The organism is Mycobacterium sp. SVM_VP21, from assembly GCA_024758765.1.
Lineage (GTDB): Bacteria > Actinomycetota > Actinomycetes > Mycobacteriales > Mycobacteriaceae > Mycobacterium > Mycobacterium heraklionense_C.
Window position 1 is genome coordinate 4,423,904 of the sequence record CP101406.1, and the last position, 24,661, is coordinate 4,448,564.

25 protein-coding genes and 1 pseudogene are annotated in these 24,661 nt (G+C 67.9%); 14 read left to right on the forward strand and 12 right to left on the reverse strand.

Going from position 1 to position 24,661, the window contains the following annotated elements:
- The first annotated feature begins 39 nt into the window (after nucleotides 1-39).
- Nucleotides 40-1,227 (forward strand): 2-oxo acid dehydrogenase subunit E2, encoded by a 1,188-nt coding sequence (locus NM962_20725; GenBank protein ID UVO12268.1) that lies wholly within the window; start codon nucleotides 40-42, stop codon nucleotides 1,225-1,227.
- A 10-nt stretch (nucleotides 1,228-1,237) separates the two neighbouring features.
- Here the strand turns inward: NM962_20725 and NM962_20730 are convergent, their stop codons facing one another.
- The gene (locus tag NM962_20730; protein UVO12269.1) at nucleotides 1,238-1,996 is read right to left on the reverse strand and encodes an enoyl-CoA hydratase; all 759 of its coding nucleotides are present in this window, start codon (nucleotides 1,994-1,996) and stop codon (nucleotides 1,238-1,240) included.
- Between the two features lie 621 nt (nucleotides 1,997-2,617).
- Nucleotides 2,618-3,484: a PAC2 family protein gene (locus NM962_20735; GenBank protein ID UVO12270.1), complete on the reverse strand. Its 867-nt coding sequence runs from the start codon at nucleotides 3,482-3,484 to the stop codon at nucleotides 2,618-2,620.
- A 202-nt stretch (nucleotides 3,485-3,686) separates the two neighbouring features.
- Here NM962_20735 and metH point away from each other — a divergent pair, with 202 nt between their 5' ends.
- From metH to NM962_20760, 5 genes are all read left to right on the forward strand, one after another.
- Complete coding sequence (metH, locus tag NM962_20740) at nucleotides 3,687-7,412, forward strand: methionine synthase (protein UVO12271.1); 3,726 nt, start codon at nucleotides 3,687-3,689, stop codon at nucleotides 7,410-7,412.
- Nucleotides 7,413-7,427: 15 nt separating this feature from the next.
- On the forward strand, nucleotides 7,428-8,129 hold the full coding sequence (locus tag NM962_20745) for an HAD family phosphatase (GenBank protein ID UVO14865.1): 702 nt from the start codon (nucleotides 7,428-7,430) through the stop codon (nucleotides 8,127-8,129).
- A gap of 6 nt (nucleotides 8,130-8,135) precedes the next feature.
- Nucleotides 8,136-8,417: a phosphoribosyl-ATP diphosphatase gene (locus NM962_20750; protein ID UVO12272.1), complete on the forward strand. Its 282-nt coding sequence runs from the start codon at nucleotides 8,136-8,138 to the stop codon at nucleotides 8,415-8,417.
- Between the two features lie 2 nt (nucleotides 8,418-8,419).
- Nucleotides 8,420-9,280 carry an ATP phosphoribosyltransferase gene (gene hisG, locus NM962_20755; GenBank protein UVO12273.1) on the forward strand — a complete coding sequence of 287 codons (861 nt, stop codon included), beginning with the start codon at nucleotides 8,420-8,422 and terminating at the stop codon, nucleotides 9,278-9,280.
- 70 nt (nucleotides 9,281-9,350) lie between these two features.
- A complete protein-coding gene (locus NM962_20760; GenBank protein ID UVO12274.1) occupies nucleotides 9,351-9,833 on the forward strand; it encodes a DUF4126 family protein in 483 nt (160 codons plus the stop codon).
- Between the two features lie 8 nt (nucleotides 9,834-9,841).
- Here the strand turns inward: NM962_20760 and NM962_20765 are convergent, their stop codons facing one another.
- Both NM962_20765 and NM962_20770 read right to left on the reverse strand, forming a co-directional pair.
- Nucleotides 9,842-10,621 carry a thioesterase family protein gene (locus tag NM962_20765; protein UVO12275.1) on the reverse strand — a complete coding sequence of 260 codons (780 nt, stop codon included), beginning with the start codon at nucleotides 10,619-10,621 and terminating at the stop codon, nucleotides 9,842-9,844.
- On the reverse strand, nucleotides 10,618-11,430 hold the full coding sequence (locus tag NM962_20770) for a RecB family exonuclease (GenBank protein UVO12276.1): 813 nt from the start codon (nucleotides 11,428-11,430) through the stop codon (nucleotides 10,618-10,620). The genes NM962_20765 and NM962_20770 overlap by 4 nt, the downstream gene beginning before the upstream one ends.
- 65 nt (nucleotides 11,431-11,495) lie before the next feature.
- On the opposite strand from NM962_20770, the gene NM962_20775 reads away from it, so the two are divergent.
- Complete coding sequence (locus tag NM962_20775; GenBank protein UVO12277.1) at nucleotides 11,496-12,329, forward strand: tRNA (adenine-N1)-methyltransferase; 834 nt, start codon at nucleotides 11,496-11,498, stop codon at nucleotides 12,327-12,329.
- A gap of 74 nt (nucleotides 12,330-12,403) precedes the next feature.
- Here the strand turns inward: NM962_20775 and NM962_20780 are convergent, their stop codons facing one another.
- From NM962_20780 to NM962_20790, 3 genes are read right to left on the reverse strand one after another with little or no spacing between them, the layout of a single operon-like run.
- Complete coding sequence (locus NM962_20780; GenBank protein UVO12278.1) at nucleotides 12,404-12,697, reverse strand: DUF503 domain-containing protein; 294 nt, start codon at nucleotides 12,695-12,697, stop codon at nucleotides 12,404-12,406.
- Between the two features lie 2 nt (nucleotides 12,698-12,699).
- Nucleotides 12,700-13,233: a hypothetical protein gene (locus NM962_20785; GenBank protein UVO12279.1), complete on the reverse strand. Its 534-nt coding sequence runs from the start codon at nucleotides 13,231-13,233 to the stop codon at nucleotides 12,700-12,702.
- A gap of 11 nt (nucleotides 13,234-13,244) precedes the next feature.
- Nucleotides 13,245-13,745 (reverse strand): hypothetical protein, encoded by a 501-nt coding sequence (locus NM962_20790; protein UVO14866.1) that lies wholly within the window; start codon nucleotides 13,743-13,745, stop codon nucleotides 13,245-13,247.
- 159 nt (nucleotides 13,746-13,904) lie between these two features.
- Here NM962_20790 and arc point away from each other — a divergent pair, with 159 nt between their 5' ends.
- A complete protein-coding gene (arc, locus tag NM962_20795) occupies nucleotides 13,905-15,728 on the forward strand; it encodes a proteasome ATPase (GenBank protein UVO14867.1) in 1,824 nt (607 codons plus the stop codon).
- A gap of 2 nt (nucleotides 15,729-15,730) precedes the next feature.
- Here the strand turns inward: arc and NM962_20800 are convergent, their stop codons facing one another.
- A complete protein-coding gene (locus NM962_20800) occupies nucleotides 15,731-16,363 on the reverse strand; it encodes a hypothetical protein (protein UVO12280.1) in 633 nt (210 codons plus the stop codon).
- Between the two features lie 79 nt (nucleotides 16,364-16,442).
- On the opposite strand from NM962_20800, the gene dop reads away from it, so the two are divergent.
- The 5 genes from dop to NM962_20825 all read left to right on the forward strand — a co-directional run bounded on the left by dop (nucleotide 16,443) and on the right by NM962_20825 (nucleotide 20,530).
- Nucleotides 16,443-17,951 carry a depupylase/deamidase Dop gene (gene dop / locus NM962_20805; protein ID UVO12281.1) on the forward strand — a complete coding sequence of 503 codons (1,509 nt, stop codon included), beginning with the start codon at nucleotides 16,443-16,445 and terminating at the stop codon, nucleotides 17,949-17,951.
- An 83-nt stretch (nucleotides 17,952-18,034) separates the two neighbouring features.
- The gene (locus NM962_20810) at nucleotides 18,035-18,229 is read left to right on the forward strand and encodes a ubiquitin-like protein Pup (GenBank protein ID UVO12282.1); all 195 of its coding nucleotides are present in this window, start codon (nucleotides 18,035-18,037) and stop codon (nucleotides 18,227-18,229) included.
- Nucleotides 18,226-19,113: a proteasome subunit beta gene (gene prcB / locus NM962_20815; GenBank protein UVO12283.1), complete on the forward strand. Its 888-nt coding sequence runs from the start codon at nucleotides 18,226-18,228 to the stop codon at nucleotides 19,111-19,113. The genes NM962_20810 and prcB overlap by 4 nt, the downstream gene beginning before the upstream one ends.
- Entirely contained in the window at nucleotides 19,110-19,856 is a 747-nt protein-coding gene (gene prcA / locus NM962_20820; GenBank protein UVO12284.1) for a proteasome subunit alpha, read from the forward strand. The genes prcB and prcA overlap by 4 nt, the downstream gene beginning before the upstream one ends.
- Before the next feature lie 8 nt (nucleotides 19,857-19,864).
- Nucleotides 19,865-20,530: a GntR family transcriptional regulator gene (locus NM962_20825; protein UVO12285.1), complete on the forward strand. Its 666-nt coding sequence runs from the start codon at nucleotides 19,865-19,867 to the stop codon at nucleotides 20,528-20,530.
- 19 nt (nucleotides 20,531-20,549) lie between these two features.
- Here the strand turns inward: NM962_20825 and NM962_20830 are convergent, their stop codons facing one another.
- The 4 genes and pseudogenes from NM962_20830 to NM962_20845 form a co-directional block, all read right to left on the reverse strand.
- Nucleotides 20,550-20,780: a DUF167 domain-containing protein gene (locus NM962_20830; protein ID UVO12286.1), complete on the reverse strand. Its 231-nt coding sequence runs from the start codon at nucleotides 20,778-20,780 to the stop codon at nucleotides 20,550-20,552.
- A gap of 10 nt (nucleotides 20,781-20,790) precedes the next feature.
- Entirely contained in the window at nucleotides 20,791-21,990 is a 1,200-nt protein-coding gene (locus tag NM962_20835; protein ID UVO12287.1) for a lipid-transfer protein, read from the reverse strand.
- Nucleotides 21,987-22,492, reverse strand: a pseudogene (locus tag NM962_20840) (OB-fold domain-containing protein). The gene NM962_20835 and the pseudogene NM962_20840 overlap by 4 nt, the downstream one beginning before the upstream one ends.
- A gap of 49 nt (nucleotides 22,493-22,541) precedes the next feature.
- On the reverse strand, nucleotides 22,542-23,690 hold the full coding sequence (locus NM962_20845) for an FAD-dependent monooxygenase (GenBank protein ID UVO12288.1): 1,149 nt from the start codon (nucleotides 23,688-23,690) through the stop codon (nucleotides 22,542-22,544).
- A 71-nt stretch (nucleotides 23,691-23,761) separates the two neighbouring features.
- Here NM962_20845 and NM962_20850 point away from each other — a divergent pair, with 71 nt between their 5' ends.
- Nucleotides 23,762-24,658: a LysR family transcriptional regulator gene (locus tag NM962_20850; protein UVO12289.1), complete on the forward strand. Its 897-nt coding sequence runs from the start codon at nucleotides 23,762-23,764 to the stop codon at nucleotides 24,656-24,658.
- The last annotated feature ends 3 nt before the right edge of the window (nucleotides 24,659-24,661 follow it).

Genomic DNA, 24,661 nt, shown 5'->3' on the forward strand with positions numbered 1-24,661 from the left:
GACGATGCAGAGCGGAGCGATGACGGAGGAGTGGTGCCCGTGAGCACCGAGACGGTCCAGACTTTCACCGTCCCCGATCTCGGGGAGGGCCTCGAAGAGGTGACGGTGACCAGCTGGAACGTCGCCGTCGGTGATCAGATCGAACTCAACCAGGCGCTGTGCTCGGTGGAGACCGCCAAAGCCGAGGTGGAGATTCCCAGCCCGTATGCCGGCAGGGTGGTCGAGCTGGGCGGCGCGGTGGGAGACGTGCTCGCGGTCGGGGCACCCTTGGTGCGTATCGACACTGGTACGCCGGCCGAGCGCCCAGCCGCGCCCGCCGGGCGCGCCCCGGTGCTGGTCGGCTACGGAGCCGACGACACCTTCGACACCAGCCGGCGCATCTGCACGTCCACCACAGGGCGGCCCCAGGCCAAGCCGGGTGCCCGCAAGCTCGCCGCCGAGCTGGGTGTCGACTTGAGCCGCGTGCCGCCCGGACCCAGCGGCGTGATCACCCCCGACGATGTGCGGGCCGCCGCCGGCGAGGCGGCACCCGACGACGAACTTCGTCGGCCCAGCCCGGTGCAGGCGGCCATGGCCGAGCGGATGACACTGTCGCGCAGCCGGATCCCCGACGCGCACGCCAGCGTGCAGGTCGACGGCACCAACCTGCTGCAGCTGCGCGACCGGCTCGTCGAGGCGGGCGCCGCGGGGATCACTCCGTTCGTGCTGATCCTTCGTCTGCTGGTCATCGCCCTGATCCGCCACCCGGCGCTGAACGCCACCTGGGTCGAAGCGCCCGCGGGCCCGATGATCCGCACCCATCACGGCGTGCACCTGGGGTTCGGAGTGGCCGCGCCCCGCGGCCTGCTGGTGCCGGTGGTGTTCGACGCGCAGCGCAAAACCACCCGTGAACTCGCCGACATCGTTGCCCGGCTGATTACCGAGGCTCGGGCCGGCACCCTCAAACCGGCCGAGCTGCAGGGTTCGACATTCACGGTCTCCAACTTCGGGGCGCTCGGCCTCGACGACGGGGTGCCGGTGATCAATTACCCGGAGGCGGCCATCCTGGGGATCGGTTCGCTGAAACCACGGCCGGTGGCGGTGGGCGACACCGTCGTCGTGCGTCCGCAGCTGACCCTGACGTGCGCATTCGACCATCGCGTCGCCGACGGCGCGCAGATCGCCGAATTCCTATGTGCGCTTCGCGATCTGATTGAACAACCCGAGATCGCGCTGCTGGATCTGTAGTCGGGCGCTGTTATTTGCGCTGCGCTGCGGCCAGCCGTGCGGCGAAGTCCGGCGACTCCACGGTGGCTGCCTGCGGACCCAGCTCGGTCTGCTTAGCGAACTCGTGTTGGTCGCCCTCGACCGCCCCGGGGCTGGCGGTGGCGCGCATTGTCGCCTTGGTCGCCAAAACCACCTGCCGAGGCGCTGAGGCCGGCCCGGCGGCCAGGTTCATCGCCGCGGCGACCGGGTCGTCGTCGACTTGCAGCGCCAAGCCGTGCCGCACCGCGGCCTCGGCGTCGAAACGCATGCCGAACAACAGTGCGGCCCGGGCCACCTGAGGACCGACCGCCCGGTGCAGCATCCAGGTGGCACCGCCGCCGGGATGCAGACCCAACTGTTGGAAACGGGCGTCGAACAGCGCGGCCGGACCGGCGATACGCACGTCGGCGGCCAGCGCCAGGTTCAGGCCCGCACCCACCGCGGCACCGTTGACGGCGGCGACCGTGGGCAACGTGCACTGTGCGATCGCCATGAAACCGTCGTAGAGCGCCAACAGTCCGTCCTCGGTCGCCGCACCGAGGGCCGACAGATCGGCGCCGGCGCAGAACGCCCGGCCGGCGCCGGTGACCACCACCGCGTGCACCCCGGGGTCGGCTTCGGCCCGCTCCACAGCGCCCCGCAGCTGCACCGACATCGCGCCGGTGACGGCGTTACGCCGGTCCGGATCGTTGACGGTGATCAGCGCTACGCGGTCGGTGACGCTGTATAAGACGAGATCGGGACGTGTCATGGGGCGATGACGCTACCGCGGTGGGGAGCGATCAGCCGATCCAGGTGACGACCCCTGCGGTCACCCCCACCATCGCGATCATGAACATGGTGAAGAAGATGAGCGCCCGTTCGTGGCTCATGGATCTGCCTTTCCGATTTGCCCGGTCTCCTTGTCGTTCCGCGCGACGCGATGTCATGCGAACCGGGCTGCTGGCGTTCCGCTGCGGCTGACGCGCCGCTGTTCGGCGGCGTTCGATGCGTTGACGGATCGTCCTTGATTGATCGTTGACGCTCCAGACTAGTGGCTAGCCCTGTTCGCGGGTGCAGAAGGTCCGGTTGTTTGCCGAACCCCCGGCCTTGCTGGCCAGGTTGCGTCCAGCAGAGTGGTGTACGAGTCGGACCTGATCAGCGGGACCGGCGTGTCGTTGCCGAATGATTGAAGGTCATCGCGTGATTCTTCGAGAGACCCGTCAAAGTCTTCGACGCAGGAGAGGCGAAGCTGGGACCGCCGCATGAGCCCGGCGGTTCAGCGAGGTTCGACGCAGGAGAGGCGAAGCTGGGACCGCCGCATGAGCCCGGCGGTTCAGCGAGGTTCGACGCAGGAGAGGCGAAGCTGGGACCGCCGCATGAGCCCGGCGGTTCAGCGCCGCCGGCGCCGCAGGTAGCGCTCGAACTCGGCGGCCAACGCGTCGCCGTCGATCTTGTTCAGCGCCTCGGTCATGTCGACCTCGGCGTCGCCGCGTTCCTCCAAGGAGGCCACGTAGTCGGCGATCTCGTCATCCTCGCTGGCCATCTCGCTGACCGCCAGCTCCCACTCCTCGGCCTGCGCCGGCAGGTCGCCCAGCGGAACCTCGATGTCCAGGGCATCCTCGACGCGGCGCAGCAGGGCGACCGTGGCCTTGGGGTTGGGTGGCTGTGAGACGTAGTGCGGCACCGCCGCCCAGAAGGTGACCGCCGGAATCCCGGCCGCCACACACGCGTCTTGGAACACCCCGGTGATACCGGTCGGCCCCTCGTAGCGGGTCTCGGTCAGCCCGAAGCGGGTGGCCGATTCCGCCGAGTACGCGGCCCCCGACACCGGCACTGGGCGGGTGTGCGGGGTGTCGGCCAGCAGCGCGCCCAGGATCACCACGGTGTCGACGTCGAGTTCTTCGATGACCGCCAGCAGCTCGGCGCAGAACGACCGCCACCGCATGTTCGGCTCGACGCCGTGCATCAGCACGATGTCGCGATCGCTGCCCGGCGGCCGGCAGTGGGAAATGCGCATCGACGGCCACACCAGCTCCCGGGTGACGCCGTCGAGCTGGCGGATCACCGGCCGATTCACCTGGTAGTCGTAGTAGGCCTCGTCGTCGATTTCGACGATCAGCCGGGCCTCCCAGATGCTGTTGAGGTGCTGCACCGCATCGCTGGCGGCGTCGCCGGCGTCATTCCAGCCCTCGAACGCAGCCACGACGATGGTGTCGTGCAGTTCGGGAAGGGCAGCGCCGTCATCCGGTCGGGTCACAAGGCCAGGGTAAGGCCTGCGCAAAGATCACGGGCCGCGCCGGACCGGGGGAGTCGGCTTGTTCGTCGGGGCATTCGTCTCGACGCTGGGTGACCACGTAGACTTTTCCCGTCGAGAGGCGTTGCAACGGTTCGCCGGTCTCTGCCGGTGACCGCCACGCTCGACAGAGTTAAGGACGCCTTCCGTCACGGAAGGAGCCCGCATGAATGCCTTTGAGCCCAACATTCGGCCTGACTGTACCGACGAGCTGACGGCTGCTTTGAGCCAGCGGATCATGGTGATCGACGGCGCGATGGGCACGGCGATTCAGCGGGACCGCCCGGATGAGGCCGGCTACCGCGGCGACCGGTTCACCGAGTGGCCGACCGCACTGCAGGGCAACAACGACCTGCTCACCCTGACGCAGCCGCAGATTATCGAGGGCATCCACCGCGAGTACCTCGAGGCGGGCGCCGACATTCTGGAGACCAACACGTTCAACGCGAACGCGGTCTCGCTCGCCGACTACGACATGGCGGACTTCAGCTACGAGTTGAACTACGCGGGTGCCGCGCTGGCCCGCAAGGCGGCCGACGAGTTCAGCACCGGCGACAAGCCCCGCTACGTGGCCGGTACGCTCGGGCCGACGACGCGGACCGCATCGATCTCGCCGGACGTCAACGACCCCGGCGCTCGCAACGTCTCCTACGACCAGCTGGTCGCCGCCTACCTCGAAGCCGCCAACGGCCTGGTCGACGGTGGCGCCGACATCCTCCTGATCGAGACCATTTTCGACTCGCTGAACTCCAAGGCGGCGGTGTTCGCCGTAGAGACGCTGTTCGAGGACCGCGGACGCCGCTGGCCGGTCATCATCTCCGGCACCATCACCGATGCCTCCGGGCGCACGTTGTCGGGTCAGGTGACCGAGGCGTTCTGGAACTCGATCCGGCACGCCAAGCCGATCGCGGTGGGCCTCAACTGCGCCTTGGGCGCGCCGGAGATGCGGCCCTACATCGCCGAGATGGCCCGGATCGCGGACACCTACATCTCCTGCTACCCGAACGCGGGCCTGCCCAACGCCTTCGGCGAGTACGACGAGTCGCCGGAGGCTCAGGCCTCCTACATCGCGGACTTCGCCGACGCGGGCCTGGTCAATATGGTCGGGGGCTGCTGTGGAACGGCGCCGGCGCACATCGCCGAGATCGCCAAGGTCGTCGAGGGTAAGCCGCCGCGCGAGGTGCCGGCCATCGACGTTGCCACCCGGCTCTCGGGTCTGGAACCGCTCAACATCACCGACGACTCCCTGTTCGTGAATATCGGTGAACGCACCAACATCACCGGCTCCGCCCGGTTCCGCAACCTGATCAAGGCCGAGGACTACGACACCGCCCTGTCGGTTGCGCTGCAGCAGGTCGAGGTCGGTGCGCAGGTCATCGACATCAACATGGACGAGGGCATGATCGACGGCGTCGCCGCGATGGACCGGTTCACCAAACTGATTGCGTCCGAGCCGGACATCAGCCGCGTGCCGGTGATGATCGACTCGTCGAAGTGGGAGGTCATCGAGGCGGGCCTGAAGAATGTGCAGGGCAAGCCGATCGTCAACTCGATCTCCATGAAGGAGGGCGAGGAGAAGTTCATCCGCGAGGCCCGGCTGTGCCGCAAGTACGGGGCCGCCGTGGTCGTGATGGCCTTCGACGAGCAGGGCCAGGCCGACAACCTGGAGCGCCGCAAGGAGATCTGCGGGCGTGCCTACCGGATCCTGACCGAAGAGGTCGGTTTCCCGGCCGAGGACATCATCTTCGACCCGAACTGCTTCGCGCTGGCGACCGGCATCGAGGAGCACGCCACCTACGGGATCGACTTCATCGAGGCTTGCGCCTGGATCAAGGCGAACCTTCCTGGGGTGCACATCTCCGGCGGTATCTCGAACGTGTCGTTCTCGTTCCGCGGCAATAACCCTGTGCGCGAAGCGATTCATGCGGTGTTCCTGTTCCACGCCATCAAGGCCGGCCTGGACATGGGCATCGTCAACGCCGGTGCGCTGGTGCCCTACGACTCGATCGACCCCGAACTGCGGGAGCGCATCGAAGATGTGGTGCTCAACCGGCGCCCCGACGCCGCCGAGCGGCTGCTGGAGATCGCCGAACGGTTCAACTCGTCCGAGAAGGCCGAAGACCCGGCGGCGGCCGAGTGGCGATCTCTTCCGGTTCGTGAGCGGATCACGCACGCCCTGGTCAAGGGCATCGACGCGGACGTAGAGACGGACACCGAGGAGTTGCGGGCCGAGATCGCCGCCGCGGGCGGTCGCCCGATCGAGGTGATCGAGGGCCCGCTGATGGACGGCATGAACGTGGTCGGTGACCTCTTCGGCGCGGGCAAGATGTTCCTGCCCCAGGTGGTGAAGTCGGCCCGGGTGATGAAGAAGGCCGTGGCCTACCTGCTGCCGTATATCGAGGCGGAGAAGCAGCCCGGTGAAGCCGAGCACACCAACGGCACGATCGTGATGGCGACCGTGAAGGGCGATGTTCACGACATCGGCAAGAACATCGTCGGGGTCGTGCTGCAGTGCAACAACTACACCGTCGTCGACCTCGGGGTGATGGTGCCTGCCGAGAAGATCCTGGCTGCGGCCAAGGAATACAACGCCGACATCGTCGGCCTCTCCGGCCTGATCACCCCGTCGCTGGAGGAGATGGCTGGCTTTGCCGCCGAGATGGAGCGTGAAGGCCTCCAGATCCCGCTGCTGATCGGCGGCGCGACCACTTCGCGCGCCCATACAGCCGTGAAGATTGCGCCGCGTCGCAGCGGTCCGGTGGTCTGGGTCAAAGATGCCTCGCGTTCCGTTCCGGTCGCGGCTGCGCTGCTCGACGACAAGCAGCGGCCGGCGCTGCTGGAATTGACCGCGAAGGATTACGCCTCCCTGCGAGAACGGCACGCGCAGAAGAACGAGCGGCCGATGGTGCCGCTGGAGAAGGCCCGGGCGAACCGGACGCCGATCGATTGGGACGGCTACACGCCGCCGGTACCTGCCCAGGGCCTCGGCGTGCGGGAGTTTCTTGACTATGACCTCTCCGAGTTGCGCGAGTTCATCGACTGGCAGCCGTTTTTCAACGCCTGGGAGATGAAGGGGCGCTTCCCCGACATCCTCAACAACCCGGCTTCGGGCGAGGCCGCCCGCAAGCTGTACAACGACGCCCAGCAGATGCTCGACACCCTGATCGAGGAGAAGTGGCTGACGGCCAACGCGGTGATCGGGTTCTTCCCGGCCAACGCGGTCGGTGACGACGTCGAGGTCTACACCGACGAGACCCGTACCGAGGTGCTGACGATGTTCCACAACCTGCGTCAGCAGGGTGAGCACCGGGCCGGTATCCCGAACCGGTCGCTGGGGGACTACATCGCCCCCAAGGAAACGGGTCTGGCGGACTACATCGGCGCCTTCGCCGTCACCGCCGGGCTTGGCAGCGGCGAGAAGATCGCGGAGTTCAAGGCAGATCTCGACGACTACAGCGCGATTCTGCTGGAGTCGGTCGCCGACCGGTTGGCGGAGGCCTTCGCCGAACGGATGCATCAGCGGGTTCGTAAGGAGTTCTGGGGATTCCAGCCCGATGAGCAGTTGGACAACGATGCGCTGATCGCCGAGAAGTATCAGGGCATCCGTCCTGCGCCGGGCTACCCGGCCTGCCCGGAACACACCGAGAAGGCGACGATCTGGACGTTGATGGACGTCCACGAGCGGACCGGCATCGAGCTGACCGAGTCGATGGCGATGTGGCCCGGCGCCGCCGTCAGTGGCCTGTACTTCTCGCACCCGCAGTCGCAGTACTTCGTGATCGGCCGGCTGGCCCAGGACCAGGTCGCCGACTACGCCAAGCGCAAGGGCTGGACCCTGTCGGAGGCCGAGCGCTGGCTTGCGCCCAACCTCGGCTACAACCCGGAGGACTGAGCTCAGTTGGCGGTGTTGCGTGCGGTGCTGTGCGACATGGACGGCACCCTGGTCGACTCCGAGAAGCTGTGGGACGTCGCGATGGACGCCCTCTACGACCGGCTCGGCGGGGTGCTGACCCCGGAGGTCCGGGCGTCCACGGTCGGTGGCTGCGCGGAGGACACCATGCGGATCGTCTACGACGACCTGGGACTGCCGCTCGATCCGGCGGCCATGGCGGCCTCGGCGCGCTGGCTGCACGACTACACCGGTGAGCTGTTCGACGCGGGCCTGCCCTGGTGCGACGGCGCCCGGGAGCTGCTCGACGAGCTGGCCGGCGCGGGGATGCCGACGGCCTTGGTGACCAACACCCCGCGGATGCTGGCCGAGCGGGCGCTGGGCAGCATCGGACGGCACTATTTCGCGGCCGTGGTCTGTGGTGACGAGGTGCCCGCGGGTAAGCCGGCGCCGGATCCCTACCTGCGTGCCGCGCAGCTGCTGGACCTGGATCCGCGCTGGTGTCTGGCCGTGGAGGACTCGCCGACGGGCGCCGCCGCGGCCGAGGCGGCCGGGTGCGCGGTGCTGGTCGTGCCCAATGCGCTGCCGGTGCCGGGCGGCGCTCGGCGCCACCAGGTGCCGACCCTGACCGGGCTTGGGCTGGCGGACCTGCACGAAATCTGCGCCCGGCTGGCCGACTTCCACCCAGCCTCCGCCGGAAACCGACGTGACCCATCCTGACGCCGCATGAAACAATCCCTGCTCGTGAAGACCTTCGAGGAGCTGTTCGCCGAGCTCGGTGAGCGTGCCGCGACCCGGCCGGCCGGCAGCGGCACCGTGGCGGCGCTGGACGCCGGTGTACACACGATCGGCAAGAAGATCCTGGAGGAGGCCGGCGAGGTGTGGCTCGCCGCCGAGCACCAGTCCGATGAAGACCTGGCCGAGGAGATCAGCCAGCTGATGTATTGGACCCAGGTGCTGATGATCTCGCGCGGGCTGACGCTGTCCGACGTCTACGGAAAGCTGTGAGCATGTTGCGTGTTGCGGTCCCCAACAAGGGGGCGCTCAGTGAGGCTGCCGCGGCAATGCTGTCGGAGGCCGGCTACCGCAGCCGCACCGACGCCAAGGATCTGACGGTCATCGACCCGGCCAACAAGGTCGAGTTCTTCTTCCTGCGGCCCAAGGACATCGCCATCTACGTCGGGTCCGGTGAACTCGACTTCGGGATCACCGGACGGGATCTGGCGGCCGAATCCGGCGCGCCGGTGGCCGAGCGGTTGGCACTGGGTTTCGGTTCCTCGCGATTCCGCTACGCGGCTCCGGCCGGGCGGGACTGGGTCGCGGCGGACCTGGCCGGCAAGCGCATCGCCACCGCTTATCCGAACCTGGTCCGCAAGGATCTGGCCGGTAAGGGCATCGAGGCCACCGTCATCCGGCTCGACGGGGCGGTGGAGATCTCGATCCAGCTGGGGGTGGCCGACGCGATCGCCGACGTGGTGGGCTCCGGGCGCACCCTTCGCCAGCACGGGCTGGTGGCTTTCGGTGAGTCGCTCTGCGATTCCGAAGCGGTGTTGATCGAGGGCGCCGTAGCCAATGGCCGCAGCGCCGAGACCGCTGCCGCCCGCGACCAGTTGGCCGCCCGGGTACAGGGCGTGGTGTTCGGCCAGCAATACCTGATGCTCGACTACGACTGCCCGCGCGCGCTGCTTGACCAGGCCGTCGCGATCACCCCGGGCCTGGAGTCGCCGACCATCGCGCCGCTGGCCGATCCGGAGTGGGCGGCGGTGCGCGCATTGGTACCACGACGCGAGGTCAACGCGATCATGGACGAGTTGGCCGCGATCGGGGCGAAGGCGATCCTCGCCTCGGACATCAGATTCTGCCGATTTTGATCAGTCCCGGTAGCTGAGCCTTTGCCGTGTTAACGTCCGGTGGTCGGCTCGACTGGCCCGGGAGGTAGTGGTGACGCATTTCATCGTGCTGGTGCTCGCGCTGTTCATCGGTGCCGTCGCCGGGCTGCGCGCGTTCACCGCGCCGGCCGTGATGGCCTGGGCCGCCGTCCTGCAGTGGATCAACTTGAACGGAACATGGGTCGAATGGCTGAGCCATCCGGTGACCGTCACTATCTTGACGCTGCTGGCGGTCGGTGAATTCATCGCCGACCAATTGCCCAGCACCCCGGCGCGCACCGTGCCCATGCAGTTCGGCGCGCGGATCGTGCTGGGCGGGTTCGCCGGCGCGGTACTCGGCACGGCCTGGAACTACACCTGGACGGCACTCGGCGCCGGCATCATCGGTGCGGTGATCGGCACCCTGGTCGGTTTCGCCATGCGACAGCGTGTGGTCGCTGCCAACGGCGGCCACGACCTGCCGGTCGCGTTGGTGGAGGACACCATCGCGGTGCTGGGCGGACTGGCGATCGCCGCGTTGACCGCGGTGGTCTGAGCCGCCGGTCAGCGCCGCTGCACCAGCAGCGCCTGCGCTGACGTCCCGAAGAATCCGTCGTCGTCGAACAGCTCCGCGGTGGTGACGCCCACCCCGTCGGGTCCGATGGAGGCGCGGGCTCGTAGGCCGAAGTCCGCCCCCGTCGGCAGCCGATGCAGGTGCACCACGGTGTCGGTGTTCATGAACATGTACTCGTCGACGTCCAGCGCGGCGCCGACGCCGTTCGCGGAGTCGACCACCATCGCCAGCCGTTGCAGGGCGGTGGTCGGTTCGCTGTCCACCAGGTGCACCTGCGGGCTCAGCCAGGCGATCGCGGTGCCGTCGGGCGCGTCCGGCTGGACCCGCCAGCGCACCGAATGGGCGTAGCCGCTGGCCCGGGCGAACCACTCCGGTGGCGGTAGCGACGGCCCGCTGATCAGTGGCGCGTGCCGGTCGGAGGACACCGCGGTGGTGTCGGAGGTGGCCAGTGCCCACGCGCTCAGCCGTGCCACCGGCCGGTCGTCGTCACAGGTGAACATCTCGGCTTCCAGCAAAGCGATCCGCCGGCCCGGCCGCTGGACCCGGGCCGCAACCCGCACCGGGGCCACCGGTATCGCCCCCAGGATGTCCAGGCTCAGTCGGGCGATCCGCTGGCCCGATCCGTCGAGCAGCTGCTCGATCTCGCGGGTCAGCAGCGCCAGCGGAGGAGACCCGTGCTGTATCTGGCCCCAGTTGCTGCGGGTCAGGTCAGTGGATTCGTAAACGGCGCCGGCGGAACCATCCGCGCGCCGGTAGTAGCTGCCGGTCATGCCGCAGTGTCGGCCGGCCAGCCGGGGTAGGGCGGCGGGGTCCCCCCGAACGCCGGACACAGCGCGCGATGCGCGCACCAGTCGCACAGGCGTGACGGCTGTGGACGGAAATCACCTGTGGCGCCGGCGGTTTGGATGGCCTGCCAGATCGCGATCAACGTTTTCTCGAAACGCAGCAACTCGGCGTGGTCGGGGGAGTAGTCCAGCAGCTGCCCGTCGGCCAGATAGATCAGCCGCAACCGGGCGGGCATCACGCCGCGGGACCGCAGCAGCGCCACCGCATAGAACTTCATCTGGAACAGTGCCTTGGATTCGGCGGCCCCGGACAGCCGCCCGGTGGCCGACGGCGCCCGGCCGGTCTTGTAGTCGACCACCCTCAGTTCTCCGGTCGCCGAGACGTCGATCCGATCGACGAAGCCTCGCAGCAGGGTGCCGTCGGCCAGCTCGACCTCGACCCGCTGCTCACAGCTCTGCGGGTCGAATCGGCGGGGATCCTCCAGCCGGTAGTAGCCGACCAGCAGCTTGCGTGCCTCGGCCATGAGCTGCTCGGCGTCCAGCCCGGCGTCCAACTCCGGGGCGGTGCTGATCAGCTGCTCCCAGGCCGGGGTCACCAGGTCCCGGGCGGTCTCGGGGTCGCGCTGGGGTGCGGGCAGCGCGTAGAGCCGCTCCAGTGCACCGTGGACCACCGAGCCGCGCAGTTGCGCTGCTGACGGTGGTTCCGGGAGCCGGTCAATGGCCCGGAAGCGATACAGCAGCGGGCACTGTTTGAAATCGGCCGCCCGCGACGGGGATAACGCAGGCTTGCTCATACCTGGGAACCCTACGGGCATGCACTGACAACCCCGCTCGCACACGCTGCGTAGGGTGGAAGGCTGTGTCCGAATCCGGGATCTTTCAGGCGGGCGATCGGGCCCAGTTCACCGACGCCAAGGGGCGCCGCTACACCACGGTGCTGGTCCCCGGCGGTGACTTCCACACCCACCGCGGGGCCATTCCGCACGACGAGGTGATCGGGCTGCCCGACGGCAGCGTGGTCAAGTCCGCCAACGGCGACCCGTTCCTGGTGCTGCGGCCGCTGCTGGTCGACTACGTGATGTCAATGCCGCGCGGTGCTCAGGTGATCTATCCCAAGGACTCTGCGCAGATCATCCACGAGGGCGACATCTTCCCCGGGGCTCGGGTGCTCGAGGCCGGGGCCGGGTCGGGCGCCCTGACGCTGTCGCTGCTGCGGGCGGTCGGCCCGGAGGGCAAGGTGATCTCCTACGAGCTGCGTGACGACCACGCCGTGCACGCCCGCGCCAACGTCGAGACCTTCCTCGGGCACCAGCCCGACAACTGGCAGCTGGTGATGGGCGATGTGGCCGACTGTGACCTGCCCGACGGGTCGATCGATCGGGTGGTGCTGGACATGCTGGCGCCCTGGGACGTGCTGGGCACCGTGTCGCGGGTCCTGGTGCCCGGCGGCGTGCTGGTGATTTACGTCGCCACCGTCACTCAGTTGTCCCAGGTGAACGAGGCGCTGCGCGAGCAGCAGTGCTGGACCGAGCCACGGTCCTGGGAGACCATGCAGCGCGGCTGGAACGTCGTCGGCCTGGCGGTGCGGCCCCAGCACGCGATGCGCGGACACACCGCATTCCTGGTCTGCGCCCGCCGGTTGGCGCCGGACACCGTCACCCCGACTCGGTTGGGGCGTAAACGGCCGGTGTGAGTCTGATCGGCGAGCAGACGCAGAATCGCACGAATGGAGCGCTTAGCGTGCGATTCTGTGTCTGCTCGCGCAAGTCAGTCATCGCTGCGGCTCAACCCCCGGCGCACCGACAGCAGCTCGATCTCTGGCCGGTCCGCCACCAGCCGCTCGGCGGCGTCCAGGATCTGCACCAGATGACCGCGGTCACCGGATACCGCCGACACCCCAATTCCAGTGCGCCGGTGGAGATCTAGTGATCCCGTCTCAGCGGCAGACACATCGAACTTGCGACGCAACTCCGCGACGATCGGTCGCACCACCGACCGCTTCTGCTTGAGCGAGTGCACGTCACCGAGCAAAAGATCGAATTCGAGCCAGCCAATCCACATCGTCAGGGCGTCGGCGGCGCCGGCCCAGTGCTGCGGGTCTGGGCGTTGCCGAACGCCAGCAGGCTCTTGGCGGTGGCCTGTGACAGCTGCCAGTCGCCGCGATTGGGGGTGAACTCCATCGGGAAAAAGAACGTGCCGGTAGCGGGATTGGCCGTGTTGACGGTGACGTCGGCGGTCACGTTGCCTGGGGAACGGTCTGACCAGCCGAGACCGGCGGCCTCCAGATTCAGCGGCAGGTAGCCGCCGTCTTTGAGTGCGGTGGCGAATTTGTCGATGGTTGCGGCGTCGGCGGGTTTGGCGCCCTCGATGAGTGCCAGCTTGTCTGCGCCGGGAACCTCGGGGTCCGACAGTCGGTACAGCACATCGGTCAACGCCTCGGGTGCCGGCAAAGCCGACGACGGCGCCTGGACAGGCACCGTCGTCGACGTCACCGGAACCTCGGCCACCGGCTCCGCCGGCTGGTGGCCCGCGCAGCCCGACATCGCCAGAACGGCCGCCGCGAGGGCAGCGGGCCAGGCGATGCGGTGACTACACATCGGGTCTGCGATCAGCTCGACGTCAGCTGCGACAACGACAACAGCGAGGCCCGGGAGAGCTTCCAGCCACCCTGGTCGACGAATGTGAGATTCACCGAGTGCGGCTCCAGCTTCGGCCCCGACGCAGTGACGTCGGCGCTGGCCGCTCCGGGGCCGGCCGGTACGACGTTGGCCACGCTGATCGACAGCGGAAGGGCGCCCTTCTTGAGCGCCTTCTGCAGCCGGTGGTCGATGGCACCGGTCTCGACCGGGCCCAGGCCGCCCTCGACGAGGTCGGACTTGCCGGCGGCGGGGACACCGGGGTCGGCCAGCGTGTTGAGCACGCTGGCCAGCTGCTCGGGGGCAGGTACGGCGGCGGCCGGGTCCAACGGCAGCGGGGCGAGGAACACCGTCGTGGGTGCCTCGGCGGCGGCAGGCGCCGGCGTTGCCAGGTAGCTCACAGTTGAAACGGCTGCGCTGATGGTCGCGACGGCTGCCATCCCCGTGGCGAGGGATTTCACGTTCATTCGGATCCTTTCTAGGTCCTGTCGGTCACCCGATTTGAGAGCGAGGCTAGCAGCGGAGCCGGTGTGTCGGATTGCCACAGAGCACGCGAATGCACAATGGCCGGTAGCGTTGAGGTATCCGTCGCTTCAACTTCCAGTTCGGGAAAGGAGCGCACCATGAGCAACATGGAAGATTCGCCGCGTCCTGAGACATACGACGCGTCAGGGGGGCCGGGCACGCCCGGTGATGACTTCGCCGAGTTGGAAGAACTGCGCCGCGAAGCCGCGGTGTTGCGCGCGCAGCTCGACAGCACCCCGCAGGACACCACTCGCGTGGGCCGCGACGTGCGCCAGCTCGAAGCGCATATTGACTCGTTGACCGCGCGAAACTCCAAGCTGATGGACACCCTCAAAGAGGCGCGTCAGCAGTTGTTGGCGTTGCGTGAGGAGGTCGATCGACTTGGTCAGCCGCCGAGCGGTTACGGCGTGCTGCTGGGCAGTCACGAGGACGAGACCGTCGACGTGTTCACCTCGGGCCGCCGGATGCGGCTGAACATCTCGCCCAATATCGACGTAGCAACCCTCCGGAAGGGCCAGACGGTCCGGCTCAACGAGGCGCTAACAGTCGTCGAGGCCGGCAATTTCGAGTCGGTCGGCGAAATATCCACGTTGCGCGAAATTCTGTCCGACGGGCACCGGGCGCTGGTTGTCGGTCATGCCGACGAGGAGCGCATCGTCTGGCTGGCCGAGCCGTTGGTCGCCGCGGACCTGCCCGAGAGCATCCCGGACGCGCTCTCGGATGACCGGCGTCCCCGCAAGCTGCGCCCCGGCGACTCGCTGCTGGTTGACACCAAGGCCGGCTACGCCTTCGAACGCATCCCCAAGGCCGAGGTCGAAGACCTGGTGCTCGAGGAGGTGCCCGACGTCAGCTACGGCGACATCGGCGGCCTGACTCGCCAGATCGAGCAGATCCGCGATGCCGTGGAACTGCCGTTCCTGCATAAGGATCTCTACCGGGAATACGCGTTGCGTCCGCCCAAAGGCGTGCTGCTCTACGGCCCGCCCGGCTGCGGTAAGACGCTGATCGCCAAGGCGGTGGCCAACTCGCTGGCCAAGAAGATGGCCGAGGTGCGCGGGGACGACGCCCATGAGGCCAAGTCGTACTTCCTCAACATCAAGGGACCCGAGCTGCTGAACAAGTTCGTCGGCGAGACCGAACGCCACATCCGGCTGATCTTCCAGCGGGCGCGCGAGAAGGCCTCCGAGGGCACGCCGGTGATCGTGTTCTTCGACGAGATGGACTCGATCTTCCGCACCCGTGGCACCGGTGTCTCCTCGGACGTGGAGACCACCGTCGTGCCTCAGCTGCTCAGTGAGATCGACGGCGTGGAGGGGCTGGAGAACGTCATCGTGATCGGCGCCTCCAACCGCGAGGACATGATCGACCCGGCGATCCTGCGGCCTGGCCGCCTGGACGTCAAGATCAAGATCGAGCGCCCCGATGCCGAAGCCGCACAAGACATCTTCTCGAAGTACTTGGTCGAGACGCTGCCGGTGCACGCCGACGACCTTGCGGAGTTCGGCGGGGATCGTGGCGCCTGCATCAAAGCGATGATCGAGAAGGTCGTCGACCGGATGTACGCCGAGATCGACGACAACCGGTTCCTGGAGGTCACCTACGCCAACGGTGACAAAGAGGTCATGTACTTCAAGGACTTCAACTCCGGGGCGATGATCCAGAACGTCGTCGACCGCGCGAAGAAGAACGCCATTAAGTCGGTGCTGGAGACCGGCCAGCCGGGCCTGCGCATCCAGCACCTGTTGGACTCGATCGTCGACGAGTTCGCCGAGAACGAGGACCTGCCCAACACCACCAACCCCGATGACTGGGCACGGATCTCGGGCAAGAAGGGCGAGCGGATCGTCTACATCCGCACCCTGGTCACCGGCAAGTCGTCGAGCGCCAGTCGTGCTATTGATACCGAGTCCAACCTGGGCCAGTACCTGTAGCGCTAGCGGTTCTGCAGCGAATAGCTGTTGGTCAGGTCGTCCTGCAGCACGCGCGCAACCTCGGTGGTGGTGTCCACGCGTAACGGGTCGTCCAGCACGCGCGCTTGGTAGGTCCAACCGGGCGGCAGCTTGAGCCGGTCGGCGAGTCCGGCGAGGTCGGCTCGCGACAAGTTCGCATCGACGACCTGGCTCCAGGTCTGCATGACCCAACGCCGCCCGTCGGGGTCGATCAGCTCGTAGACCTGCTCGCCGGCATCGAAGACGAAGACCGCGTGGCGGCTCACCTCGTTGACGGTGTAGGGACCGGGATTCATCGACGACAGTGCGACTTGGGCCTGTTTGATCATCTCGATACCGCCGAAAGTCTTGATCTCCCGCGGGCCCTGCGGTGCCTTTTCGATGGTGTTCATCAGCCAGTAGCGCGGCCCGTTGAGCAGGGCCGCGGCCGCGCCGTTCTCGGTCGCGATGGCCTGCGCGTCGAGCGCGGACCACAGCGGCGCGGGGCAGTCGTTGAGGCCGAAGGTGTTGTAGACGGTAGCCTGCGGACCCGACTCGCCGATCTCGACGAGCAGCACCTCGCCATAGCGCTTGCCGGATACGTCGGTCGTGCGCGGACGAGCTTGCTCGGTGGACATTTCGGTGAAATTAGCCACTGACCTCGGTCAGGTCAACACCTCTGACGGTCGCGTTCCGCGCCCCCTCTAGGCTGGAACGATGCAAAGGATCATCGGGACCGAAGTCGAATACGGCATCGCTTCGCCGTCAGATCCCACCGCGAACCCGATCCTCACCTCCACCCAGGCGGTGCTGGCCTACGCCGCCGCCGCCGGAATCCCGCGCGCCAAGCGCACCCGCTGGGACTACGAGGTGGAATCGCCGTTGCGCGACGCCCGCGGCTTCGACCTGAGCCGCTCAAGCGGCCCGCCGCCGATCATCGACGCCGACGAGGTCGGCGCGGCCAACATGATCCTCACCAACGGGGCCCGGCTCTACGTCGACCACGCGCACCCCGAGTACTCCGCGCCGGAGGTCACCGACCCGCTGGACGCGGTCATCTGGGACAAGGCCGGCGAGCGGGTGATGGAGGCGGCTGCGCGCTACGTGGCCAGCGTCCCCGGCGCGGCCAAGCTGCAGCTGTACAAGAACAACATCGACAACAAGGGCGCCTCCTACGGCACCCACGAGAACTACCTGATGAGCCGACAGACGCCGTTCTCGGCGATCATTGCTGGTCTGACCCCGTTTCTGGTGTCCCGGCAGGTGGTCACCGGCTCCGGACGGGTCGGGTTGGGCGCCGCGGGCGATGAACCGGGCTTCCAGCTCTCGCAGCGCGCCGACTACATCGAGGTCGAAGTCGGCTTGGAAACCACGCTCAAGCGCGGCATCATCAACACCCGCGACGAACCGCACGCCGACGCCGACAAGTACCGCCGGTTGCACGTGATCATCGGCGACGCCAACCTCGCCGAGACGTCGACGTACCTGAAGGTCGGCACCACCGCGCTCGTCCTCGACCTGATCGAGGAGGGTGCCGAGCACGGGATCGACCTGAGCGATCTGGTGTTGGCCCGGCCGGTGCGCGCGGTGCACGTCATCAGCCGTGACCCGACCCTGCGGGCAACCGTCGCACTGGCCGACGGCCGTGAGATGACCGGCCTTGCGCTGCAACGGATCTACCTCGACCGGGTGGCCAAGCTGGTCCAGAGCCGTGACGCGGATCCGCGCGCCAACGACATCATCGAGACCTGGGCCCGAGTACTCGACCAGCTCGAGCGAGACCCGATGGAGTGCGCCGATCTGCTGGACTGGCCGGCCAAGCTGCGGCTGCTGGAGGGCTTCCGGCAGCGGGAGAACCTGAGCTGGTCGGCGCCCCGGCTGCACCTGATCGACCTGCAGTACTCCGACGTGCGGCTGGACAAGGGTCTGTACAACCGGCTGGTCGCCCGTGGCTCGATGCGCCGCCTGATCACCGAACAGCAGGTGCTGGCCGCAGTCCACAACCCGCCCACCGACACCCGCGCCTACTTCCGCGGCGAGTGCCTGCGCCGGTTCGGGGCCGACATCGCCGCCGCGAGCTGGGACTCGGTCATCTTCGACCTGGGCGGGGACTCGTTGGTGCGGATCCCCACGCTGGAGCCCCTGCGCGGCAGTAAGGCGCACGTCGGGGCTTTGCTGGACTCGGTGGACAGCGCCGCCGAACTGGTCCAACAACTCACCACCTAGACCCCGAGCAACATCGGCGCCGACCGGTAGGGTGGAGAAACCGGCCGCGGTCATGCGCGGCCGATGAGATTCAGGAGGCAGCAATGGCTCAGGAGCAGACCAAGCGCGGCGGGGGCGGCGGAGACGACGACGATCTCACCGGCAACACTGCGGCGGGCCAGGAACGCCGGGAGAAGCTCACCGAGGACACCGATGACCTGCTTGACGAGATCGACGACGTGCTGGAAGAGAACGCCGAGGACTTTGTGCGCGCGTACGTCCAAAAGGGCGGCCAGTGACCTGGTTGTCGCGTGATCGTCTGCCCCTCAACTCAGCAAACCCAGGAATCGCGCTCACCGGCGTAGGCCTGTCGTCGTTTTCGGAGTTCCTGCGGTTGCAGGCACCGGAGCTGCTGCCGACCGGCGCGGGTGCCGCGCAGTCCGGCGGGGCCGGTGAGCAACTGCCGCACGGCACCACCATCGTCGCGTTGAAGTACCCCGGCGGGGTCCTGATCGCCGGTGACCGGCGCTCTACGCAGGGCAACATGATTGCCGGCCGCGACGTGCAGAAGGTGTACGTCACCGACGAGTACACCGCGACCGGCATCGCCGGCACCGCGGCGATCGCCGTCGAGTTCGCCCGGCTCTACGCGGTGGAGCTGGAGCACTACGAGAAGCTCGAAGGTGTCCCGCTGACGTTCGCCGGCAAGGTCAATCGGCTGTCGACCATGGTGCGCGGCAACCTGGGCGCCGCCATGCAGGGCCTGGTGGCGTTGCCGTTGTTGGCCGGCTATGACATCGACGCCGACGACCCGCAGACCGCGGGGCGCATCGTGTCGTTCGACGCCGCCGGCGGCTGGAACGTCGAGAGCGAGGGCTATCAGGCGGTGGGCTCGGGCTCGCTGTTTGCCAAGTCGTCGATCAAGAAGCTCTACAACCAGATCAACGACGCCGACACCGCGTTGCGAGTCGCCATCGAGGCGCTCTATGACGCCGCCGACGACGACTCCGCCACCGGCGGCCCGGACCTGGTGCGGGGCATCTACCCGACCGCGGTCGCCATCGACGCCGACGGCGCTGTCGACATCGCCGAGGAACGGATCGCCGAACTGGCCCGTGTGGTGGTCGAGAGCCGAACTCGTGGCGGGGATTCGGCGCCGGAGACCAAGCGGGGTAAGAAATGAGCTTCCCGTACTTCATCTCGCCCGAGCAGGCGATGCGCGAGCGCAGCGAGCTCGCGCGCAAGGGCATCGCTCGCGGACGCAGCGTGGTGGCCCTGGCCTACGCCGACGGTGTGCTGTTCGTCGCCGAAAATCCTTCTCGCTCGCTGCAGAAGATCAGTGAACTCTACGACCGAGTGGGTTTTGCGGCGGCCGGCCGGATCAACGAGTTCGAGAACCTGCGCCGCGGCGGCATTCAGTTCGCCGACACCCGCGGCTACGCCTATGACCGCCGTGACGTCACCGCACGCCAGTTGGCCAACGTCTACGCCCAGACTTTGGGCACCATCTTCACCGACCAGGCCAAGCCCTATGAGGTGGAGTTGTGTGTTGCCGGCGTCGCCTACCAGGGGCAGACCAAAGCGCCTGAGCTCTACAGGGTTACCTACGACGGCTCGATCACCGATGAGCCGCACTTCGTGGTGATGGGCGGCACCACCGAGCCGGTCACCAACGCGCTCAAGGAGTCCTACGCCGAGAACGCGGAGCTGGCCGACGCACTGCACATCGCGGTCAATGCGCTCAAACAGACCGACTCCGGCAACGGTGCCGAACCGCGCGAGCTGGGACCGGGCACCTTGGAGGTCGCCATTTTGGATGCCAACCGGCCCAAGCGTGCGTTTCGACGGATCAGCCGTGCCGCGCTGGAATCGCTTTTACCGCAAGCTGGCTCGTCGGGGGAGGCGTCAGACGAGGCTTCTGGCTAAGCCCGCCTATGCCCAAGAAATACGGGGTCAAGGAAAAGGACCTGGTTGTCAATCACATTGTCGACCTAGTACTTGCCGGAGAGCTGCGCACCGGCGACCGGATCAACCGCGATGCGATCGCGGGCGCTCTAGGGGTCAGTCGGCTTCCAGTTCAGCAGGGCATCGACCAACTCGAACAAACGGGGATGCTGGCCGGCGTTTATCACCGTGGCGTGTTTGTCAGCCGGTTCGATGAGGCCGTGGTTCGCGAACAGCACGAATTGCACGGGACATTGAATGCGATTCCCTCGATGCGAGCGGCGGTGAGCCCGACGCCGCGTGTTCTCGCCGAACTCGATGCGGCAGTGCGGGAACTGCGCGCCAACAAGGCGCCGGCCGGGTTCCACGACGCGGCCATCGAGTTTCGCCGGATCATCGTCGAGGAATACGCCGGCCCGCCATTGCAGGCGGCGATCGGTGCTTCACGGGTGTTCATGCCGCGTGGGTTCTGGAAGAGCTATGCCAACGAGCACGAGGAGTTTCTGCCCAGCTTTGAGGCGGAAGCCGCAGCGATCCATCAGCGCGACCCGGAGGCCGCTCGGGTGGCCTGTATGGACCGGGCGGAGCTGCAGGCCGAGGTGGTACTCGCCGAGTTGACCAGGCGTGGCGTGCTGAACAGGTTAGGTTCTGGCTGAACCCGGTACCGCGGGTCGCCTACCGATCGATCCGGAAACGCTTGACTCGCGCTCCCGCACCCGATGCCAGTTCGACACGGCTGCGCGACACGCCGAAATGCTCTGCCAGAACGCGGATGACGGCGGCGTTCGCTTTGCCGTCCACGGCCGGCTCGCGTACGTAGACGGTCAGTTGACCATCGTCGTCGGTCTCCACCAGGGGGCCTTTGCGGCTGCCCGGCTTGACTTTGACGACGACGGTTTCAGTCATCGTGCCAGGGCTAGCGGGCGACGATCACCGACGAGCCGTGCCCGAACAGGCCCTGGTTGGCGGTGACGCCCACCGTGGCGCCCTCGACCTGCCGGCCGGTGGCCTGACCGCGCAGCTGCCAGGTCAGCTCGCACACCTGGGCAATGGCCTGCGCCGGGATCGCCTCGCCGAAGCAGGCCAGCCCGCCGGACGGGTTCACCGGCACCCGGCCACCGATGGTGGTGGCGCCGCTGCGCAGCAGCTGCTCGCCCTCGCCCTTGGCGCACAGGCCCAGGTGCTCGTACCAGTCGATCTCCAGCGCGGTCGACAGGTCATAGACCTCGGCCAGGCTGACGTCCTCGGGTCCGATCCCGGCCTCGGCGTAGGCGGCGTCCAGGATCTGGTCCTTGAACACCCGCTCCGGGGCCGCCACCACGGCGGTGGAATCGGTTGCGATGTCCGGCAATTCGGGCAGGTGCTGGGGGTAGCGGGGGGTCACGGTGGACACCGCGCGCACCGACGGCACACCCTCGAGCGAACCCAGATGCTTGCGGGCGAATTCGGCGCTGGCCACGATCAGCGCAGCCGCGCCGTCGGAGGTGGCGCAGATGTCGAGCTGGCGCAGCGGGTCGGAGACCACCGGGCTGGCCAGCACGTCGGCAACTGCGGATTCCTTGCGGTAGCGGGCATTCGGGTTGGACAGGCCGTGCCGGGAGTTCTTCACCTTCACGCTCGCGAAGTCCTCGGAGGTGGCGCCGTAGAGGTCCATCCGGCGGCGGGCCAGCAGCGCGAAGTAGACTGGGTTCATCGCCCCGATCAGGTGGAACCGCTGCCAGTCCGGGTCGTTCTTGCGCTCACCGCCGACCGGGGCGAACGCGCCCTTGGGGGTGGTGTCGGCGCCGATCACCAGCGCCACATCGCAGAACCCGGCCAGGATCTGGGCCCGGGCGCTCTGCAGCGCCTGCGAACCGGAGGCGCAGGCGGCATACGAGGACGACACCGGAACCCCGTTCCAGCCCAGCTTCTGGGCGAACGTCGAACCGGCGATGAAGCCCGGGTAGCCGTTGCGGATGGTGTCCGCGCCGGCGATGAACTGGATCTGCTGTGCGTTCAGGCCGGCGTCGGCCAGCGCGGCACGAGCGGCGACCACGCCGTACTCGGTGAAGTCGCGGCCCCACTTGCCCCACGGGTGCATGCCCGCACCCAGGATGTACAGCGGCTCAGTGCTCATGACCGCGACTCCTCCTCATCGCTCCGCAAGCTCTGCTCTGCATCGTCGCCGCGGGGGCTCATGCGTCCACCTTCTTCCACGCGTAGACGGTGCGCGTCACGCCGTCATCGTCGGTGTAGAGCGGCATGGTGGTCAGCTCCATCTCCATGCCGACCGTCAAGTCCGCGGCCAGAGTGCCCTCGACGACCTTGCCCAGCACGATCAGGCCCTCGTCGGCCAGCTCCACCGCGGCGATCGCGAACGGCTCGAACGGGTCGCTCGGCGGGTAGGGGGACGGCGGGAGGTACCGGTTCTCGGTGTAGCTCCAGACCTTGCCGCGCCGCGACAGCGCGACCGGCTCCAACACATCGCCGTCGCAGGCCGGGTTGGGGCAGTTGTTCTCACGCGGCGGGAACACATAGGTGCCGCACTGCGGGCACTTGGCGCCGATCAGGTGGGGGAGGCCGGCGTCGTCGGTGGCAAACCACCCGTCGATCGCGGGCTGCGAGGCTACATCTGGCACTCGGTCAGCGTACCCAACTGGCACGGCGAAACTGAAACGTGTTCTAAGTTCAGACCTGCGCCCGGTCGGCACTGGTGTCGCGCCGGTAGGTGGCGGCGACGCGGGCCAGGTGGTCCGGCCGCAGGATGGCGCCGCTGCGGTGCATCGCCCGGTTGGCGGCCACCACCGCCGCGGTCGCGTCCCGGCGGTGCTCCTCATAGACCCGCAGGCCCGTGTCCGGATGCGCTGCCAGGCTGTCTGCCAGGGCACGGGCGTCCAAGATGGCCTGCGATCCGCCGTTGGCGCCCACCGGATACATCGGGTGGGCCGCGTCGCCCAGCAGCGTCACCCGTCCCCGGCCCCACCACGGCAGCGGATCGCGATCGACCATCGGGTACTCCAGCGGGTCGGCGGTGCGCCCCACCAGGTCGGTGACATCGAGCCAATCCACATCCCAGCCGTCCAGGTAGCCCAACACCTGCCCGGCATCGCACCGCTGGTTCCAGCGCGCGGTGCCCGGCAGCGGCCCGGGCGGGGCTTCGGGGACCAACAACACCCAATTGATCAGGCCGCCGCCGATCCGATAGATCACCAACTCGGTGCCGTCCTCGGCCTTGACGATCGCCATGGTCTGCCCGTCCAGATACGGCTCTCCCGGAGCTGCGCCGCGCCACATCCGCACCCCGGACCACCGCAGGTCGTCGCCGCCGGAGTGCAACTGCGCGCGCACCGCCGAATGAATCCCGTCGGCGCCCACCAAGAAAGCGCCCGGGAGTTCGTCGTCACCCAGCTGCACCCGCACCGCGTCGCCGTCGTCGACGAACCCGGTGACCCGCGATCCGGTCCGTACCGTGCCCGCCCCCAACCGCTCTCGCACCGCATCGAGCAACAGCAAGTGCAGTTCCCCGCGGTGCACCGAATACTGCGGGAATTCATAGCCGCCTTCGATTCCCCGCGGTTCACGGAACAGCTCCCGGCCGCGGGTATCGAAGTAGGCCAACGATGTTGGGGCGACCGCCAGCTCAGACAACCGCTCGCCCAACCCCAGGGCGGACAACTCTCGGACCGCGTGCGGCAGCAGATTGATGCCGACACCCAGCGGGCGCAGCTCCCGAGCACCTTCGACGACGGTGGCACCGATCCCGCGCGCGTGCAGGGTCAGTGCGGTGGTCAATCCGCCGATACCGGCGCCGGCGATCACAACGTCTGTCTCAGTCATGAAATCCAGCGTCGCCGCCCGATAACTATAAGTCCAATATCTTATTAGTCCGGAAACTATAATCAAAAATTATGGAATTGCGGCAGCTCGAATACTTCGTCGCGGTGGTGGAGGAAGCCAACTTCACCCGCGCCGCACAACGGGTCCACGTGGCGCAACCGGCGGTCAGCGCCCAGATCGGCCGGTTGGAGCGCGAACTCGGCCAGCGGCTGCTGGACCGCTCCCGCCGGGAGGTTCGCCCGACGGCGGCCGGTGTGGCGGTGCTGCCGTATGCCAAAGCGGCACTCGCGGCGGTCGATGACGTGCGGCTGGCCGTCGACGAGCTCAGCCGGCTGGTCCGCGGCACGGTCGCGATCGGCACCGTCACCGCCCACCCCGTCGACGTACCCGGGCTGCTCGCCGACTTCCACGCCGAGTATCCGAACGTCGAAATCACCCTCAGCACAGCCAATTCCGACGAGCTGATCGAGGCGGTTCGCGGCGGGGACCTGGACCTGGCGATCGTCTCGGTCGGTCCCGCCGAGCAGCCCCCCGGGCTGGACATCGAGGTGGTCACCGATGAGCCCGTCGACGCGGCGGTAGGCCTCTCCGACGAGCTGGCCGGTGCTGCCACGGTCAGCCTTGCGCAATTGACCCAGCGACAGCGGCCGCTGATCACCCTGCCCGTCGGCACCGGCATCCGCAGCCAGCTCGATCGAGCCTGCGCCGGGATCGGCGTCTCGCCGCGGATCGCGTTCGAGGCCAGCACCCCGCAGGCGTTGGCGGAGCTCGCCGAGCGTGGACTCGGGGTCGCGATCCTGCCGCGCTCGATGGCGCGCAACCGCCCGGGCCTGCACGCACTGCGCCTGACGCCGGAGCTGCGGGGCCGGCTGGTGTTGGCCTGGCGTGCGTCGGGGCCGCGCAGCCCGGCCGCCCGGGTACTCGTCGACAGGGCGCGGCGGTTCCTGCGTGTCGGGACGGGTGCCTAGAGT